The 14914-nt window shown below is 41.3% G+C and carries 21 protein-coding genes; 2 read left to right on the top strand and 19 right to left on the bottom strand.

Features of this window, described 5'->3' with window-relative positions; genetic code table 11:
• The first annotated feature begins 17 nt into the window (after window positions 1–17).
• Window positions 18–584 (top strand): crossover junction endodeoxyribonuclease RuvC, encoded by a 567-nt coding sequence (ruvC, locus tag ACFSQ3_RS02905; protein WP_380867326.1) that lies wholly within the window; start codon window positions 18–20, stop codon window positions 582–584.
• A 26-nt stretch (window positions 585–610) separates the two neighbouring features.
• On the opposite strand, the gene ACFSQ3_RS02910 is transcribed toward ruvC, so the two are convergent.
• Window positions 611–1654 (bottom strand): hypothetical protein, encoded by a 1044-nt coding sequence (locus ACFSQ3_RS02910; protein ID WP_380868461.1) that lies wholly within the window; start codon window positions 1652–1654, stop codon window positions 611–613.
• A 218-nt stretch (window positions 1655–1872) separates the two neighbouring features.
• On the opposite strand from ACFSQ3_RS02910, the gene ACFSQ3_RS02915 reads away from it, so the two are divergent.
• Window positions 1873–2343 carry an Lrp/AsnC ligand binding domain-containing protein gene (locus tag ACFSQ3_RS02915; protein WP_380867327.1) on the top strand — a complete coding sequence of 157 codons (471 nt, stop codon included), beginning with the start codon at window positions 1873–1875 and terminating at the stop codon, window positions 2341–2343.
• Here the strand turns inward: ACFSQ3_RS02915 and ACFSQ3_RS02920 are convergent.
• The 18 genes from ACFSQ3_RS02920 to rplR form a co-directional block, all read right to left on the bottom strand.
• Window positions 2333–3409 carry a M20 family metallo-hydrolase gene (locus ACFSQ3_RS02920; RefSeq protein WP_380867329.1) on the bottom strand — a complete coding sequence of 359 codons (1077 nt, stop codon included), beginning with the start codon at window positions 3407–3409 and terminating at the stop codon, window positions 2333–2335. The two genes, ACFSQ3_RS02915 and ACFSQ3_RS02920, sit on opposite strands and share 11 nt — an antisense overlap.
• The gene (gene proC, locus ACFSQ3_RS02925) at window positions 3402–4202 is read right to left on the bottom strand and encodes a pyrroline-5-carboxylate reductase (RefSeq protein ID WP_380867331.1); all 801 of its coding nucleotides are present in this window, start codon (window positions 4200–4202) and stop codon (window positions 3402–3404) included. Before proC ends, ACFSQ3_RS02920 begins: the two co-directional genes overlap by 8 nt.
• An 11-nt stretch (window positions 4203–4213) precedes the next feature.
• Entirely contained in the window at window positions 4214–5011 is a 798-nt protein-coding gene (gene argB / locus ACFSQ3_RS02930) for an acetylglutamate kinase (RefSeq protein ID WP_380867333.1), read from the bottom strand.
• 14 nt (window positions 5012–5025) lie between these two features.
• The gene (locus tag ACFSQ3_RS02935; protein ID WP_380867334.1) at window positions 5026–5988 is read right to left on the bottom strand and encodes an acetylornithine carbamoyltransferase; all 963 of its coding nucleotides are present in this window, start codon (window positions 5986–5988) and stop codon (window positions 5026–5028) included.
• Window positions 5989–6052: 64 nt separating this feature from the next.
• Entirely contained in the window at window positions 6053–7201 is a 1149-nt protein-coding gene (locus ACFSQ3_RS02940; protein WP_380867336.1) for an aspartate aminotransferase family protein, read from the bottom strand.
• Window positions 7202–7351: 150 nt separating this feature from the next.
• A complete protein-coding gene (rplQ, locus tag ACFSQ3_RS02945; RefSeq protein ID WP_380867338.1) occupies window positions 7352–7897 on the bottom strand; it encodes a 50S ribosomal protein L17 in 546 nt (181 codons plus the stop codon).
• 152 nt (window positions 7898–8049) lie between these two features.
• Complete coding sequence (locus ACFSQ3_RS02950) at window positions 8050–9042, bottom strand: DNA-directed RNA polymerase subunit alpha (protein WP_380867340.1); 993 nt, start codon at window positions 9040–9042, stop codon at window positions 8050–8052.
• An 85-nt stretch (window positions 9043–9127) separates the two neighbouring features.
• Window positions 9128–9736 carry a 30S ribosomal protein S4 gene (rpsD, locus tag ACFSQ3_RS02955; RefSeq protein WP_380867342.1) on the bottom strand — a complete coding sequence of 203 codons (609 nt, stop codon included), beginning with the start codon at window positions 9734–9736 and terminating at the stop codon, window positions 9128–9130.
• A gap of 68 nt (window positions 9737–9804) precedes the next feature.
• On the bottom strand, window positions 9805–10194 hold the full coding sequence (gene rpsK, locus ACFSQ3_RS02960) for a 30S ribosomal protein S11 (protein WP_380867344.1): 390 nt from the start codon (window positions 10192–10194) through the stop codon (window positions 9805–9807).
• A gap of 10 nt (window positions 10195–10204) precedes the next feature.
• The gene (gene rpsM, locus ACFSQ3_RS02965) at window positions 10205–10582 is read right to left on the bottom strand and encodes a 30S ribosomal protein S13 (protein WP_380867346.1); all 378 of its coding nucleotides are present in this window, start codon (window positions 10580–10582) and stop codon (window positions 10205–10207) included.
• A gap of 26 nt (window positions 10583–10608) precedes the next feature.
• Window positions 10609–10725, bottom strand: a complete 117-nt coding sequence (gene ykgO, locus ACFSQ3_RS02970) for a type B 50S ribosomal protein L36 (RefSeq protein WP_082784980.1) — start codon at window positions 10723–10725, stop codon at window positions 10609–10611.
• A gap of 45 nt (window positions 10726–10770) precedes the next feature.
• The gene (infA, locus tag ACFSQ3_RS02975; protein WP_010599888.1) at window positions 10771–10989 is read right to left on the bottom strand and encodes a translation initiation factor IF-1; all 219 of its coding nucleotides are present in this window, start codon (window positions 10987–10989) and stop codon (window positions 10771–10773) included.
• Between the two features lie 75 nt (window positions 10990–11064).
• Entirely contained in the window at window positions 11065–11847 is a 783-nt protein-coding gene (gene map, locus ACFSQ3_RS02980) for a type I methionyl aminopeptidase (RefSeq protein ID WP_380867348.1), read from the bottom strand.
• 8 nt (window positions 11848–11855) lie between these two features.
• A complete protein-coding gene (gene secY, locus ACFSQ3_RS02985; protein WP_380867350.1) occupies window positions 11856–13196 on the bottom strand; it encodes a preprotein translocase subunit SecY in 1341 nt (446 codons plus the stop codon).
• 82 nt (window positions 13197–13278) lie between these two features.
• Window positions 13279–13725 carry a 50S ribosomal protein L15 gene (gene rplO, locus ACFSQ3_RS02990; protein ID WP_380867352.1) on the bottom strand — a complete coding sequence of 149 codons (447 nt, stop codon included), beginning with the start codon at window positions 13723–13725 and terminating at the stop codon, window positions 13279–13281.
• 117 nt (window positions 13726–13842) lie between these two features.
• Window positions 13843–14022, bottom strand: coding sequence for a 50S ribosomal protein L30 (rpmD, locus tag ACFSQ3_RS02995; RefSeq protein WP_380867353.1), 180 nt, complete (start codon window positions 14020–14022; stop codon window positions 13843–13845).
• A 4-nt stretch (window positions 14023–14026) separates the two neighbouring features.
• On the bottom strand, window positions 14027–14545 hold the full coding sequence (gene rpsE, locus ACFSQ3_RS03000; protein ID WP_380867354.1) for a 30S ribosomal protein S5: 519 nt from the start codon (window positions 14543–14545) through the stop codon (window positions 14027–14029).
• Between the two features lie 12 nt (window positions 14546–14557).
• Entirely contained in the window at window positions 14558–14911 is a 354-nt protein-coding gene (gene rplR, locus ACFSQ3_RS03005; protein WP_380867355.1) for a 50S ribosomal protein L18, read from the bottom strand.
• Between the last annotated feature and the right edge of the window lie 3 nt (window positions 14912–14914).

Below are 14914 nucleotides of genomic sequence, written 5' to 3' on the forward strand. Positions count from 1 at the left end.
TTTTGTAATATTGTTTCATGCAAAGGGAGAAAGCCAAAGAGCGAATTATACTTGGAATCGACCCAGGTACCGTTGTTTTGGGATATGGAATCGTCAAAGAAGTGGGAAGCAAAATCAGTTTGATTAGCATGGGCGTTGTGAAAATGGGGCATTTGGACGATCATGCGCTAAAATTGCAACGTATCTTCAAAAAGACCACCGCACTGATTGAACAATATAAACCCGATTGTATGGCTTTGGAAGCGCCTTTCTACGGCAAAAACGTCCAAGTGATGTTGAAACTCGGACGCGCACAAGGCGTTGCGATGGCCGCAGGATTAAATTTCGATTTACCGATTTTTGAGTATTCTCCACGCAAGATCAAGCAAGCAGTAACTGGAAGCGGAAACGCGACGAAAGAGCAGGTTGCTGCGATGTTAAAAAATTTACTTCAATTTAAAGAAACGCCCGAATTTCTAGATGCAACTGATGGTTTAGCGGTTGCCGTTTGTCATTCTTTCCAAAAAATTGGAACTGGTGGAAATAGTAAATCGTATTCTGGCTGGGAGTCTTTTGCTAAAGATAATGCTTCGCGCATTAAGTAATCCAATCGGAATTATCTCCTATTCTATTAAAGCTGCACTTGTCGAATAACATTCTTGACGTTTAATTCAACAATATCTATCATGGTTTTGCACTTGTGATACGCATTGTTTTGATAAAACTCCGCGTAGCCATTTTTCAACCGTTCAATATTCTCGGGAGTTGAAACCAACTGATCGCGGGATGCGTCACGTAAATCCTTGATGCGATGGCGCTCGCTACGCACGCGATGTACAATCGATGATCGTTCTTCCTGTTGATATTGCTGTACCGTACGATCTGTCAAATATTCCATGGATAACTTCACATAGGGGAAGTTTTCCTTAAAAAATTGTGGCATATATACTTTCGGATTCCCTTCGTAAAATTGCTGATCGAAATCGATTGCACGAATACGGAATTGAAAATCATCGAAATCGGGAGTAATTTGCATCACAAAGTTATAAGCACGCATATCACCCAATAGCGAAATGATACAGCGCTCGTTGAACTTAACGAATTCTTTAGCAATACGCGTTTGGTTGTAATCAATGTGCCGCATGCTGGTTTTTGAAAAAGTATCTCCCGGTATACCAACGATATGCTCTTCAACCAAAGTTTCCCGATCGAGAATATAACTCACCTGATTAGGAGAGATGATTTCCTCTAGTTCCAATCCGAGAATACGTGATGCATCAGCCTGTTTTATATAGAAATAATCGTACACATCGTTCAATCGATTGACGATCTTAATACGAAATGGCCTTGTGTTCCCAAACGCACAATATTCGATGCGCTCCACCACTTTGTGCTCGACAATACGTGTGTTTCCGGAAGCTTTCAACTCTGCATATACTACCTTCAGTTTGGCATGAAGCTGCTCAAGCAGATGCTGGGGATAAAGTGGCGATTCCCAATAAGTATCTTGTCCATGCTTATCATAAACGGGCACTGTTTCATCGAAATCCAGTAAATCCTTGTACTGGATTGGTAAACGTGCATCGCGTTGATACAACTTGAGATATTTTAGTAAACCAGCATCGACAGCATAAGTAGGCTTTTTTCTGGAAATTTTAACATCATCGTGCATGATAACAACAACCTTTAATAAGAAACTATGTATATGACAATCAACTTTCTATCCAATGACTGCTACGGTTATAAAAATAACCAATTTATCTTGATAAGCAGCCGATCCATCCTATCAATATTATAAAAAAACCGCAGTAATTTTACAAACAAAACATACTATTAGACACAAAACTTATTATTTTTGAAAAAAGTTTAATTTTACGCGCTTAATAAGCAGATATGGAAAAGAAATATGCTAATTACGACCTAGATAAGTTGGATGTTCAAATTCTATCAATTTTGATGGAAGATGCATCTATCCCTTACACGGAAATAGCAAAAAAACTAATCGTATCCGGTGGCACGATTCACGTTCGAATGAAAAAGATGGAAGAATTGGGAATTATCCGTGGTTCTCATCTGATGATCAATCCTCAGAAAGTGGGGTTCGACATCACTGCCTTCTTAGGAATTTATCTAGAGAAAGGATCACAATACGCCGATGCAGTTAGTCAACTAAAAGAAATTAAAGAGGTAGTAGAACTGCATTATTGTACCGGACAATATAGTATGTTCGCAAAAATTGTTTGTCGCGATACTGCACATTTGCGTAAGGTGCTGAATGAAGATATTCAAGCTTTGAAAGGTATTCAACGCACAGAGACGATCATCTCACTGGAGGAAAGCATTAAACGACAAATTACTTTATAATTACCGCTTGAAGTAATTCGATGTAAAATGCCACGCCTGCATTCACCTCATCGACGTATATAAACTCATCTGCAGAATGGGAGCGCGCCGAGTGCCCAGGCCCTACTTTCAATGATGGAATTGGAAGTAACGCCTGATCGCTCATCGTCGGGCTCCCATATGTTTTTTTACCCATAGCCAAACCTGCCAATACAATGGGATGATCCACCGGGATAGTAGAGGGGTTTAAACGTGTAGATCGCGGCGTTACCTTCGATTGTACATGTTCCTGAATAATTTGCAACACTTCCACATTGCTGTACACATCCGTAGTACGCACATCGACTACGTAACTACATTCCGCAGGCACGACGTTATGTTGAGAACCTGCATTAATCATGGTCACCGACATTTTTACTGGCCCTAAATAGCTAGAAACTTTGGGAAATTGAAAGGTTTGAAACCAGTTAATATCTGCAAGCGCCTTGTAAATCGCGTTCACGCCTTCTTCACGTGCGGCATGTCCGGATTCTCCAATTGCTAAGCCATCCAATACCATTAATCCCTTTTCCGCGACCGCTAAATCCAATAAAGTTGGCTCGCCAACGATTGCAAAAGAACAAGGAACAACCGATGCATAGGCAGCTTCGACGCCGTTCTTCCCGGAAACTTCCTCTTCTGCCGAAGCAATAAGACAGAGATTGTGGGTAAGGTTTCCTTGGTTGTAAAAATAAGTGAATGCAGCAATTAGCGATACCAAGCACCCACCTGCGTCATTCGACCCCAAACCAAATAGTTTACCATCAATAATCTCCGCCGAAAACGGATCACGTGTATAGCCAGGATTGGGCTTTACCGTATCATGATGTGAGTTTAACAAAATGGTCGGCTTTTCTACATCGAAATGCTTGTTGTAAGCAATGATATTATTGCCTTCGCGCTTCGCGGAAATCTCTTTTGATTCTAGAAAACCAAAGATAATATCCGCCGTTTTATCCTCTTCCCGACTGAAAGACGGCGTTTCTATCAATCGCTGCAATAAAGCGATGCTTTCGGATTGTAAACTCGACAAAACAGCATTATTCATTATACAAACCTCCTGCTTTCAAAGCTGATAGTTTTATGCCTTTGATAAAAGCGGAGCTGAAACCATTATGTTCCATTTCATTTAATCCGGCAATGGTGCAACCTTTTGGAGAAGTGACTTTATCAATTTCGCTTTCCGGATGAGACTGCATTTGCAATAGCAAATCGGCAGCTCCTTTAGCGGTTTGAATTGCCATCTTCAAGGCATCGTGCGCATGAAAACCAATTTCTACACCGCCTTGAGAAGCGGCACGAATGCTACGCAGGAAAAAGGCAATGCCACAAGCACACAGGGCGGTCGCAGCAGTCATTAGTTCTTCTTGAATCACAACGACAGATCCGACAGTATTGAAAACTGCTTCCACAGATTTGATCTGCTCCTCCTTTGCCTGATCACTGCTGATGCAGGTCATGGATTGCCCGATAGCAATAGCAGTATTGGGCATTGCGCGAACAATAATAGCCTGCTCGCCGAGTACTGTACGCATATCCGCGCAAGTAACGCCCGACATCACCGAAACAATAATTTGATTCGGAGCCAATGCGGAGCGAATTTCTTCCATGACTTGCCGAGCTTGCTGCGGCAAAATGGCTAAAACAACCACGTCGGCACCTTTTACAGCTTCCGCATTATCATCGGAAACGGAAAACCCAGCTTTTGCTTCTTGCGCAAGTGAGGATAAAGATCTTCGCGTTAGAAAAACATTTTCTGGTTGATATAAATTGGCGTGAACAATTCCTTTTGCCAAGGATAAGCCAATGTTTCCACTGCCGATGATGGTAATTTTAGCCATGTTATATATGATTAATCGGTGAGCCGCGTGCCGAATTTCTGTTGTTGATACAAGTGCAAGTTATCCGCATTTCCGATGAAAACGCTTCGAACACCTTTATTAATCGCATCAAATGCATTCTGCAATTTCGGAATCATGCCTTCGTGCACAATGTGTTTTTCTTTCAACGATGTAAAATCCGCTTTCTTGATCACTTCTATTACCGAAGTGTTATCATTCACATCCAAAAGCACACCATCCTTCTCGAAACAATACAATAAGGAAACATTGTAAGAAGATGCCAAACCAACAGCCAACGCAGAAGCGATGGTATCTGCGTTTGTATTGAGCAACTGTCCCGAGCCATTATGAGTAATTGCAGAAAATACTGGCGTAAATCCGGACTCCAAGAATCTTCGGATCGCGTGCCCATTAACCGAATCCGCTAAAATATCACCAGCAAAACCATAGTCAATTTCTCTAACTGGACGTTTTACGGCTTTAATGGCATTTCCATCTGCACCGCTTAGTCCGATTGCATCGCAACCGTATTTCTGCAAATTAGCAACGACAGATTTGTTGGTTAAACCTGCATAAACCATTGTTACCACTTTAAGCATTTCTGCATCGGTAATCCGTCTTCCATCCACCATTTTCGCTTCAAGACCCAAATCTGAGGCGATACGCGTGGCGATCTTACCACCTCCGTGTACCAAAATCTTCTTACCAGGAAGCGCAGCGAACTTTTCTAAAAATGTTTCCAGTTTGGCAGGATCATCGATCACATTACCGCCGATTTTTATAATGTTTAAATCTGAAAGATTAGACATAATAATTATGCTTACTATTTAAGATTTTCCAACATACGTTTCAATACCAATTGCGCTGCCCAAACACGATTACTTGCTTCTTTGATTACCAAAGAATTCGGCCCATCAAGCACTTCTGCTGAAAGTTCCAGATCGCGACGAACTGGCAAACAATGCATCACTTTTGCATCATTTGTTATCCCCAATCGCTTTTGCGTAATCAACCAGTCTTCCTCCACCTGATATACTGTACCATACTCTTTAAATGATGACCAATTCTTCACGTAGACGAAATCTGCACCTTTCAACGCTTGATCCAAATCGCGCGTAATTTCGACACCATCAGTAAATTCTTCGGACAATTCGTAGCCTTCTGGATGAGCAATCACAAAATCGATCAAACCTTGCTTTTCCGCTTTCGCCATCCATTCGCTAAATGAATTTGGAACCGCTTGCGGCAATGCTTTTACATGCGGTGCCCAAGCTAAAACGACCTTCGGCTTTTCTACCTGCTTGTGCTCCGTAATCGTAATTAAATCCGTCAAACTTTGTAGCGGATGGCGTGTAGCGCTTTCTAAAGAAACCACCGGAACGCCACAAAACTTCACAAACTTATTGAATAAATCCTCCGTGTAATCTGCTTCTTTATCTTTCAACGAAGGAAAAGAACGCAAACCCAAGATATCGCAATATTCACCCATAACTGCTGCCGCTTCGCGAATATGCTCCACGGTTGTGCCATTCATTACCACGCCATCTTGCGTTTCCAATGCCCAACCGTCTTTGTCCATATTCATCACCATCACATCCATTCCCAATTGAATAGCTGCCTTTTGTGTACTCAATCGCGTGCGCAAACTTGGATTAAGAAATACTAAACCTAAGGTTTTGTGTTTGCCTAATTCGGCGTGTTTATATGGGTTGGCTTTGAGTGCCAATGCTTCTTGTACAGCTTCGGACAAGTTGTCGACATCTGCAGCCGAGAAAAATTTCTGCATGCTAAAAATTTGATATGTATGTCCTCCGAAGTTGGAGAAAATCGGAGGACTAAAAATGTTGTTATTAAACGGTTGCTGTTTGCGATTGCAACTGCTCGGCAAATGCTTCCAAAAACTGATCAGCGTGAGCCTTTGTAATGTTAAGCGCCGGCAACAAACGAATGACATTTGGTTTTGCTTCGCCAGTGAAAATTCTGCTTTCCAACAAGAGATTCTTCTTCACTTGATTGAGTTCCGCTGGCAATTCAATACCGATCATCAACCCGCGACCGCGTACTTCAAGTACTTGATCAAAAGTTTTCAGCTTTTCTATCAGATAAGCACCGACTTCCGCTGCATTCTTCATCAAATCATCTTGTTCCATCACGTCCAAAACTGCGATTGCGGCGGCACAAGCTAAATGATTTCCGCCGAAGGTAGTACCCAACATCCCGTAAGAAGCTTTAAACTTAGGAGATACCGAAATGGCGCCGATCGGAAAACCATTTCCCATACCTTTTGCCATCGTGTAAATGTCAGCTTCTACGCCAGCATAATCGTGCGAATAGAACAAACCTGTACGACCGTATCCACATTGCACAGAATCTGCAATGTAAACCGCACCGTGTTGATCTGTCAATCTTCTGATTGCTTTTAGGAAATCTTCAGATGCTTCGCGAATACCGCCAACACCTTGAATGCCTTCGACGATCACAGCAGCAATTTGATCGCCCTGATCTGCGAAAAGCGCTTCAAGTGCCTGAACATCGTTAAATGCACTAAAAATAATATTTTCTGTCTCATTAACCGGAGCCACAATAGCAGGATTATCCGTTGCAGCTACCGCTAAAGATGTTCTGCCGTGAAATGATTTTGAAAAAGCAACCACTTTCTTACTTCCTGTATGGAACGATGCCAACTTAAGTGCGTTTTCGTTAGCTTCTGCACCCGAATTACATAGGAATAAAGCAAAATCTTCTTTCCTTGAAACGCGTCCCAACTTCTCCGCTAAAATGCGTTGCAACGGCATCTCTACCGAATTGGAATAAAAGCCGATTCGATCTAGCTGCTGCTTTAGCATATCTACATAATGCGGATGCGTATGTCCAATAGAGATTACCGCATGCCCGCCATACAAGTCCAAGTACTCATTTCCTTGGTCATCCCAAACGGATGATCCCATTGCCTTCGTAATGTTGATAGGATTAATGGGGTAGACGTCAAATAGTTTCATTGAAGTAATAATCTGCCCGACTTAAAAAATCATAAGTCGTTGTAGAACAAATATACTCAAGGAGATTTAAAAACGGTGGATTTTATCTATAAATAACAAAGCCTGCTATGCAGAGCATAGCAGGCTTAATGATTTGATCGAACTAATAAATTAGTCTTTCTTTTCTTCTGAAGATTCTTCAGTTGCAGGAGTTTCTTCCACTGCTGGAGCAGCTTCCTCAGCTGTTGTTTCTTCAACAACTACTGCTTCTTCTACAGGAGCTTCAGTTGCTTTTTTCTTCCCACCACCGCGACGACGAGTTGTTTTCTTCTCAGTCTGTGCAGTTTTACCGTAAACCTCGTTGTAGTCTACCAATTCGATGAACGCCATTTCCGCGTTGTCACCTAAACGGTTTTCCAACTTGATGATACGAGTGTAACCACCTGGACGATTAGCTACTTTCTCAGAAACCTCACGGAAGAGGATAGAAACTGCATCTTTATCTTTAAGATAAGCGAATACAGTACGACGAGAGTGCGTAGTATCGTTTTTAGATTTAGTGATTAACGGCTCAACATACTGACGCAAAGCTTTAGCTTTAGCCAAAGTAGTAGTGATGCGTTTGTGCTTGATCAATGAAGTCGCCATATTAGCTAGCATAGCTTTACGGTGACTGTCAGTGCGGCCTAAGTGATTTACTTTTTTTCCGTGTCTCATTTTGATGTTTTGTTTTGTGCGTACCGTCTGTAGAAATTAAAAAGGCAAAAGTAAAAGAGCAAAAGCCTATACAGTCTTTTTAATTTTTAATTTTTATCTTTTAATTCTCTAGGGAATTACGCAACAGGTCGCTTATTATTGTTAATTATTTTTTATTCTTCGTCCAATTTGTATTTCGACAAATTCATACCGAAAGAAAGACCTTTAGCTTTTACAAGCTCTTGGATCTCGCTTAATGATTTCTTACCGAAGTTACGGAACTTCAACATGTCCGCTACATCGTAAGTTACCAATTCGGCCAACGTACGGATATCTGCTGCTTTCAAACAATTCAACGCACGTACGGAAAGATCAAGATCTACCAATTCAGTTTTCAAGATTTTGCGCATATGCAAGATCTCTTCATCAACTACTTTGGTTTCTTCTTTGGTTTGCGACTCCAATAACATGTTCTCGTCAGAGAACAACATGAAGTGCTGGATAAGGATGCGAGCAGCCTCTTTCAACGCGTCTTCCGGATGAATAGAGCCATCTGTAGAAATGTCCAACAACAATTTCTCGTAATCGGTTTTCTGCTCTACACGATAGTTCTCAATGGTATATTTAACATTTTTGATCGGAGTGTAGATAGAATCGATTGCGATGACACCAACTGGGCCATCCGTTACTTTGTTTTCTTCTGCGTTGACATAACCACGACCTTTAGAAACAGAAAGCTCCACTTCGATGGTCACGGACGAATCCATGTTGCAGACCACTAAATCAGGGTTCAACACCTCAAAGTTGTTAGAAAACTTAGAGATATCGCCAGCTTTGAATTGGTCTTGTCCGTTAAGCACGATAAAGATTTTTTCTGAATCACCTTGATCACCAGATTTCTTGAAACGTACTTGCTTCAGGTTCAAGATGATTTCGGTAACGTCTTCAACAACGCCTTTGATCGTCGAAAATTCGTGCGAAACGCCTGAGAATCTTATTGACGTAATTGCATATCCTTCTAATGAGGACAATAAAATACGGCGCAAAGCATTACCAATAGTTACACCAAAACCTGGTTCAAGTGGACGAAACTCAAAAGTACCATCAAAATCAGTCGATTTCTGCATGATTACCTTATCCGGTCTTTGAAATGCTAAAATTGCCATTTATCTGCTTTTAATTTTGTTACAAATGTATACTTACTCAACAACATTAGGACAATGATTATCGTCATCCTAATGTCGTCAGTCATTATTTAGAGTACAACTCTACGATTAAGTTCTCTTTGATATTTTCTGGGATATCCGCTCTTTCTGGATAAGTAACGAATGTACCAGTTAAATCGTTTGCGTTCCACTCTAACCAACTAAACTTGTTGATTTTGCGACCAGCTACTGAATCTGTGATTGCTTCTAAAGATTTAGAGCGTTCACGTACAGCAACTACATCACCTGGACGTAAACTGTATGATGGAATGTTAACAACTTCGCCGTTAACAGTAATGTGCTTGTGAGATACGAATTGACGTGCAGAAGAACGAGTTGGCGCAATGCCTAAACGGTAAACTACATTATCTAAACGCGCTTCTAACAATTTCAAGAAGTTCTCACCGGTAACCCCTTGTTTAGATGAAGCTTTTACGAATAAGTTAGAGAATTGACGCTCTAAAACACCGTATGTATATTTTGCTTTTTGTTTTTCTAACAACTGAACAGCATATTCAGATTGTTTACCTCTTCTTTTAGATGGTCCGTGTTGACCAGGAGGATAGTTCTTTTTCTCTAACGCTTTGTCAGGGCCGAAAATTGGCTCTCTGAATTTACGTGCAATCTTGGACTTAGGTCCTGTATATCTTGCCATTTCTTTATTCTGTTTGAAGTATCAGTCAGCCTTTAGCTGGTGAATCTTATCTTAAACAATTCTGTTAATTAAACTCTTCTACGTTTCGGAGGACGACATCCGTTGTGTGGAAGTGGAGTAACGTCTTTAATCAAGGTTACATCGATTCCTACTGTCTGTAAAGTACGGATAGCAGACTCACGACCTGAACCAGGACCTTTAACGAAAACCTCAACTTTGCGCAAACCTAAATCGTGAGCTACTTTACCACAGTCTTGAGCAGCTTGAGATGCAGCGTATGGAGTGTTCTTTTTAGAACCTCTGAAACCCATTTTACCAGCTGATGACCAGGAAATAGTTTGACCTTGGTTGTTTGTCAAAGTTACGATAATGTTGTTAAATGTAGCGCTGATGTGTGCTTGACCAACCGGCTCTACAACAACGATACGTTTTTTAGTAACTTTTTTAGTTTTAGCCATTTCTTAATTATTATTTAGTAGCTTTTTTCTTGTTTGCAACTGTCTTACGTTTACCTTTACGTGTACGAGAGTTGTTTTTAGTACGCTGACCACGAAGCGGTAAGTGTTTACGGTGACGAAGACCACGGTAACAACCGATATCCATCAAACGTTTGATATTCAATTGAACTTCAGAACGCAATGCACCTTCTACTTTAATTTCTTCGTTGATGATTGTACGGATAGCCGTCAATTGATCATCATCCCATTCCTGAACTTTCACGTCCTCGCTGATGCCAGCTTTCTCTAAGATGTACTCAGCAGTCGAACGACCAATCCCGAAAATGTACGTAAGGCCGATAACTCCTCTTTTGTTTTTAGGTAAATCTATACCAGATATCCTTGCCATATAATACTTTAGCGATTATGTTAATACTACCCTTGGCGTTGCTTGAACTTAGGGTTCTTTTTGTTGATTACAAATAGTTTTCCTTTGCGGCGGATCACCTTACAGTCCGCGCTGCGTTTTTTAATTGATGCTCTAACTTTCATGTTTATTAAGATTTTTAAAAGCTCTAAAACCAAATGGGCAATTGCCTATTTGTAGCGATAGGTAATCCTTCCTTTGGTTAAATCGTATGGGGACATTTCCAATTTCACCTTATCCCCAGGTAAAATCTTGATATAATGCATACGCATTTTGCCAGAAATATGAGCAATAATTTCATGCCCATTCTCCAACTCCACGCGAAACATCGCATTGGAAAGTGCTTCCCGGATAACTCCGTCTTGTTCTATTGAGGCTTGCTTAGCCATATATCCCTTGTAATTTACTTGTTAATAGCCTGCACAAACAGGAGTGCAAAGATAAACAAAATAATTGAATACCAACTACTTTTTACTTAAAACCTCTTCGATCTCTTTGAAGTCCAATAACACGTCTGGCTTTCCCTTGCGAATGGCAACCATCTGCTCGAAATGCGCAGAAAGCTTTCCATCGATCGTACTGACCGTCCATCCATCGTCCCAAAACTTCACTCCCGCCTTACCAGCATTGATCATTGGTTCGATACAAATCACCACACCCTGCTCCAGTTTAGATCCGGAACCGCGTTTTCCGTAGTTTGGCACTTCCGGTTTTTCATGTAAATGAAAACCAACACCATGCCCTACCAATTCGCGAACAATACCGTATTTATATGGAATAACATGATCTTGAACAGCTGCTGAAATATCCCCAACGCGCTTGCCAACAATTGCTTGCTCCACACCTTTCTCCAACGCTGCTTTGGTTACATCCAATAGCTGTTGCGCTTCATCAGAAATGTTTCCGACTGCAAACGTGTACGCCGAATCACTGATGAATCCATTTAGGTTCACCCCTCCATCCACCGATACAATATCGCCATCCTTCAACACATAATCGCTCGGAAAACCGTGGACGATTTGGTCGTTGACAGAAATACATAAAGAGAATGGAAAACCTTGATAGTTCAGGAATGCCGGGGTTCCGCCATGGTCCTGAATGAAATCAAAAGCTAGTTTATCTAGCGAAAGCGTGGTAATACCTGGCTCAACACGACCGGCTATTTCAGCCAATAAATGCGAGAGTACCTTAGCGGACTCTCGCACTTGTTCAATTTCTTCGTCTGTTTTCAGAAAGATCTTAGACATGTATCGAATTATATTGCCGATTGATCAACGCCTTCGACTGCTGCCGAACGACCTTTAACACGACCGGTCTTCATCAATCCGTCGTAATGACGCATCAATAGATGACTTTCAATCTGCTGCAATGTATCCAACACGACACCTACCAAAATCAATAACGACGTACCTCCAAAGAAGTGGGCGAATTGATTATTGACGCCGAACAATGCAGCGATAGCTGGAAGAATAGCGATGATGGCTACGAAAACAGCACCTGGGAAAGTGATGTGTGAAATGACATTATCAATGAAAAGATTGGTATCATGCCCTGGTTTGATGCCCGGAATAAAGCCGCCATTCTTTTTCATATCCTCAGACATTTGTTGCGGATTGACCATGATTGCTGTGTAGAAAAACGTAAATGCAATGATCAATATCGCGAACACCATGTTGTAAGTGAATGATGTATAGTTACTCAATGACCGAAGGAATTCCGATTGAATATCCGGAAAAAACTGGATCAACGACATCGGAAGAAACATGATCGCTTGCGCGAAGATGATCGGCATTACACCCGCTGCATTTACTTTCAACGGGATATATTGTCTTACACCACCTACTTGCTTGTTACCAACAATCTTCTTAGCGTATTGAACCGGAATTTTGCGAACACCTTGAACGACCAAAATAGTAAAGATCACAACAAAAAGTAGTGCTAAAAACTCCACTAAAAGTGCGATCGGACCGCCTTGACCACCCATACGGGAAACCGTCTCTGCAGAAATACCTGCAGGAAGTTGCGCGATGATACCAGACATAATGATTAGGGAAATACCGTTTCCAATACCTTTATCCGTAATACGTTCACCTAACCACATGACGAACAATGTACCTGCTGTCAATACAATCGCTGCTAAAATCGTAAACATAGGATCCGCGATTAGCTTTGCTTCAGGAGTAATTTGCGTTCTGACGTAGGCAATAGCTTGAACAACCGTGATCGCTACCGTAAGGTAACGGGTAATTTGCGTAAGCTTTTTACGACCAGACTCGCCTTCCTTTTGCATCTTCTGGAAAGAAGGAACTGCGATACCTAATAACTGAACAACGATTGACGCGGAGATATAAGGCATTACACCTAACGCAAAAATTGCGGCACTTGAGAATGCTCCCCCAGCAAACATATTGATGATATCAAGTATGTCTGTACCGTCTCTACCACTTCCGATCATTAACTGAGCTGGATTGACTCCAGGCAATACAACGTGACATCCTACACGGTAGATGAAAAGCAAAAGGAAGGTATACAAGATACGCTTACGAAGCTCTTCGATCTTCCATATATTGGTTAATGTTGTGATTAGTTTATTCATATGTAAATATTCGATCTTTAATGGTCATTATGAAATACCCGGATGACCAAGCATTATGTTGATCATCCGGATGTTTCATGAATTAAATTTTTTCGATAGAACCGCCAGCTGCTTCGATAGCTTTTTGTGCAGTTGCTGAATAAGCGTGTGCTTTTACATCAACTTTAGCTGTCAACTCACCACGACCCAAAATTTTCACTAGATCGTTTTTAGAAACAAGACCGTGAGCTCTTAAGATTTCGAAATCTACAGAAGTAAGGTTGTGTTTAGTAATTAGATCTTGTAGAACATCAAGGTTTACACCTACGTACTCAACACGGTTGATGTTTTTGAAACCTACTTTAGGAACGCGACGTTGCAAAGGCATTTGACCACCTTCGAAACCAATTTTTGTGCTGTGACCAGAACGAGAACCGGCACCTTTGTGTCCGCGAGTGGAAGTACCACCACGGCCAGAACCTTGTCCACGGCCAATACGTTTTTTGGTTTTTGTTGATCCTTTAGCAGGTCTTAAACTACTTAAATTCATTTTGATTAATGTTGTGTTATGCCTTCGCTCTCACTAAACAGGCTATAACGATAAATACTACTTAATAAACTATAAATGGAAAGAACGGTGAGTCGCTCTTTCCATAGATGTCTTTACTTAGACGGTCTCTACTTTTACTAAGTGGTTGACCTTTCTTACCATACCGATAATTGCCGGTGTAGCTTCGATTTCAACTGAGTGATTGATTTTACGCAATCCTAAAGCCTCAATTGTTTTCTTTTGGCGCTCGCTTCTGTCGATAACGCTCTTTATCTGGGTGATTTTAATTTTTGCCATGATATTAACCGTTAAATACTTTATTTAAATCGACTCCGCGGTGTTGTGCCACTGTATACGCATCACGCATGCTGCCCAACGCTTCGATAGTAGCTTTTACTACGTTGTGAGGGTTAGATGAACCCAATGATTTTGCTAATACGTCTGTAATACCTGCACTTTCCAATACCGCACGCATAGCACCACCAGCTAATACTCCGGTACCACTTACTGCGGGTTTGATCAAAACAGATCCTCCAGAATATTTACCTAATTGCTCATGAGGTACAGTACCGTGAATGATAGGCACTTTTACTAAGTTTTTCTTAGCGTCGTCGATTCCTTTAGTAATCGCTTCAGTGACTTCTTTTGCTTTACCAAGACCGAATCCTACGATTCCGTTTTCGTCACCTACAACAACGATTGCTGAGAAACTGAAGGTACGACCACCTTTAGTTACTTTAGCGACACGTTGAATGCTTACTAAGCGATCTTTTAATTCAATCTCGCTTGACTTTACTCTTTTAATATTGCTTGTTGACATATCTTCCTTTGATTAAAAGTCTAAACCGCCTTCGCGAGCACCTTCAGCCAATGACTTGATACGGCCATGGTACAAATACCCATTACGGTCAAACACTACTTTTTCTACACCTGCTGCTTTCGCTTTCTCAGCTACTAAAGTACCTACCGCTTTAGATTGGTCTACTTTGTTGCCTGTCGTTGCAAACTCTTTTGAGATGCTAGATGCAGACGCCAACGTTTTACCAGTGGTATCGTCGATTACTTGAGCATAGATTGCTTTATTACTTCTGAACACGGTTAAACGTGGACGCTCAGTAGTTCCGGTCAGGTGTTTTCTAATTCCTTTTTTGATTCGCTCTCTGCGAGATAATTTACTTCCTGCCATGAT

It is taken from the genome of Sphingobacterium corticis (assembly GCF_042684745.1).
Taxonomy (GTDB): Bacteria; Bacteroidota; Bacteroidia; order Sphingobacteriales; family Sphingobacteriaceae; genus Sphingobacterium; species Sphingobacterium corticis.

Bases quoted from the DNA above. Each gene is read 5' to 3' on its own strand.
- rpsM (WP_380867346.1), bottom strand. From the start codon at position 10,582: ATGGCAAGGATATCTGGTATAGATTTACCTAAAAACAAAAGAGGAGTT.
- secY (WP_380867350.1), bottom strand. From the start codon at position 13,196: ATGAATAAACTAATCACAACATTAACCAATATATGGAAGATCGAAGAG.
- rpsD (WP_380867342.1), bottom strand. From the start codon at position 9,736: ATGGCAAGATATACAGGACCTAAGTCCAAGATTGCACGTAAATTCAGA.
- proC (WP_380867331.1), bottom strand. From the start codon at position 4,202: ATGGCTAAAATTACCATCATCGGCAGTGGAAACATTGGCTTATCCTTG.
- rplQ (WP_380867338.1), bottom strand. From the start codon at position 7,897: ATGAGACACGGAAAAAAAGTAAATCACTTAGGCCGCACTGACAGTCAC.
- ACFSQ3_RS02935 (WP_380867334.1), bottom strand. From the start codon at position 5,988: ATGCAGAAATTTTTCTCGGCTGCAGATGTCGACAACTTGTCCGAAGCT.
- ACFSQ3_RS02915 (WP_380867327.1), top strand. From the start codon at position 1,873: ATGGAAAAGAAATATGCTAATTACGACCTAGATAAGTTGGATGTTCAA.
- argB (WP_380867333.1), bottom strand. From the start codon at position 5,011: ATGTCTAATCTTTCAGATTTAAACATTATAAAAATCGGCGGTAATGTG.
- infA (WP_010599888.1), bottom strand. From the start codon at position 10,989: ATGGCTAAGCAAGCCTCAATAGAACAAGACGGAGTTATCCGGGAAGCA.
- ykgO (WP_082784980.1), bottom strand. From the start codon at position 10,725: ATGAAAGTTAGAGCATCAATTAAAAAACGCAGCGCGGACTGTAAGGTG.
- ACFSQ3_RS02950 (WP_380867340.1), bottom strand. From the start codon at position 9,042: ATGGCAATTTTAGCATTTCAAAGACCGGATAAGGTAATCATGCAGAAA.
- rplO (WP_380867352.1), bottom strand. From the start codon at position 13,725: ATGAATTTAAGTAGTTTAAGACCTGCTAAAGGATCAACAAAAACCAAA.
- rpsE (WP_380867354.1), bottom strand. From the start codon at position 14,545: ATGTCAACAAGCAATATTAAAAGAGTAAAGTCAAGCGAGATTGAATTA.
- map (WP_380867348.1), bottom strand. From the start codon at position 11,847: ATGTCTAAGATCTTTCTGAAAACAGACGAAGAAATTGAACAAGTGCGA.
- ruvC (WP_380867326.1), top strand. From the start codon at position 18: ATGCAAAGGGAGAAAGCCAAAGAGCGAATTATACTTGGAATCGACCCA.
- rpsK (WP_380867344.1), bottom strand. From the start codon at position 10,194: ATGGCTAAAACTAAAAAAGTTACTAAAAAACGTATCGTTGTTGTAGAG.
- rplR (WP_380867355.1), bottom strand. From the start codon at position 14,911: ATGGCAGGAAGTAAATTATCTCGCAGAGAGCGAATCAAAAAAGGAATT.
- ACFSQ3_RS02940 (WP_380867336.1), bottom strand. From the start codon at position 7,201: ATGAAACTATTTGACGTCTACCCCATTAATCCTATCAACATTACGAAG.
- ACFSQ3_RS02920 (WP_380867329.1), bottom strand. From the start codon at position 3,409: ATGAATAATGCTGTTTTGTCGAGTTTACAATCCGAAAGCATCGCTTTA.
- rpmD (WP_380867353.1), bottom strand. From the start codon at position 14,022: ATGGCAAAAATTAAAATCACCCAGATAAAGAGCGTTATCGACAGAAGC.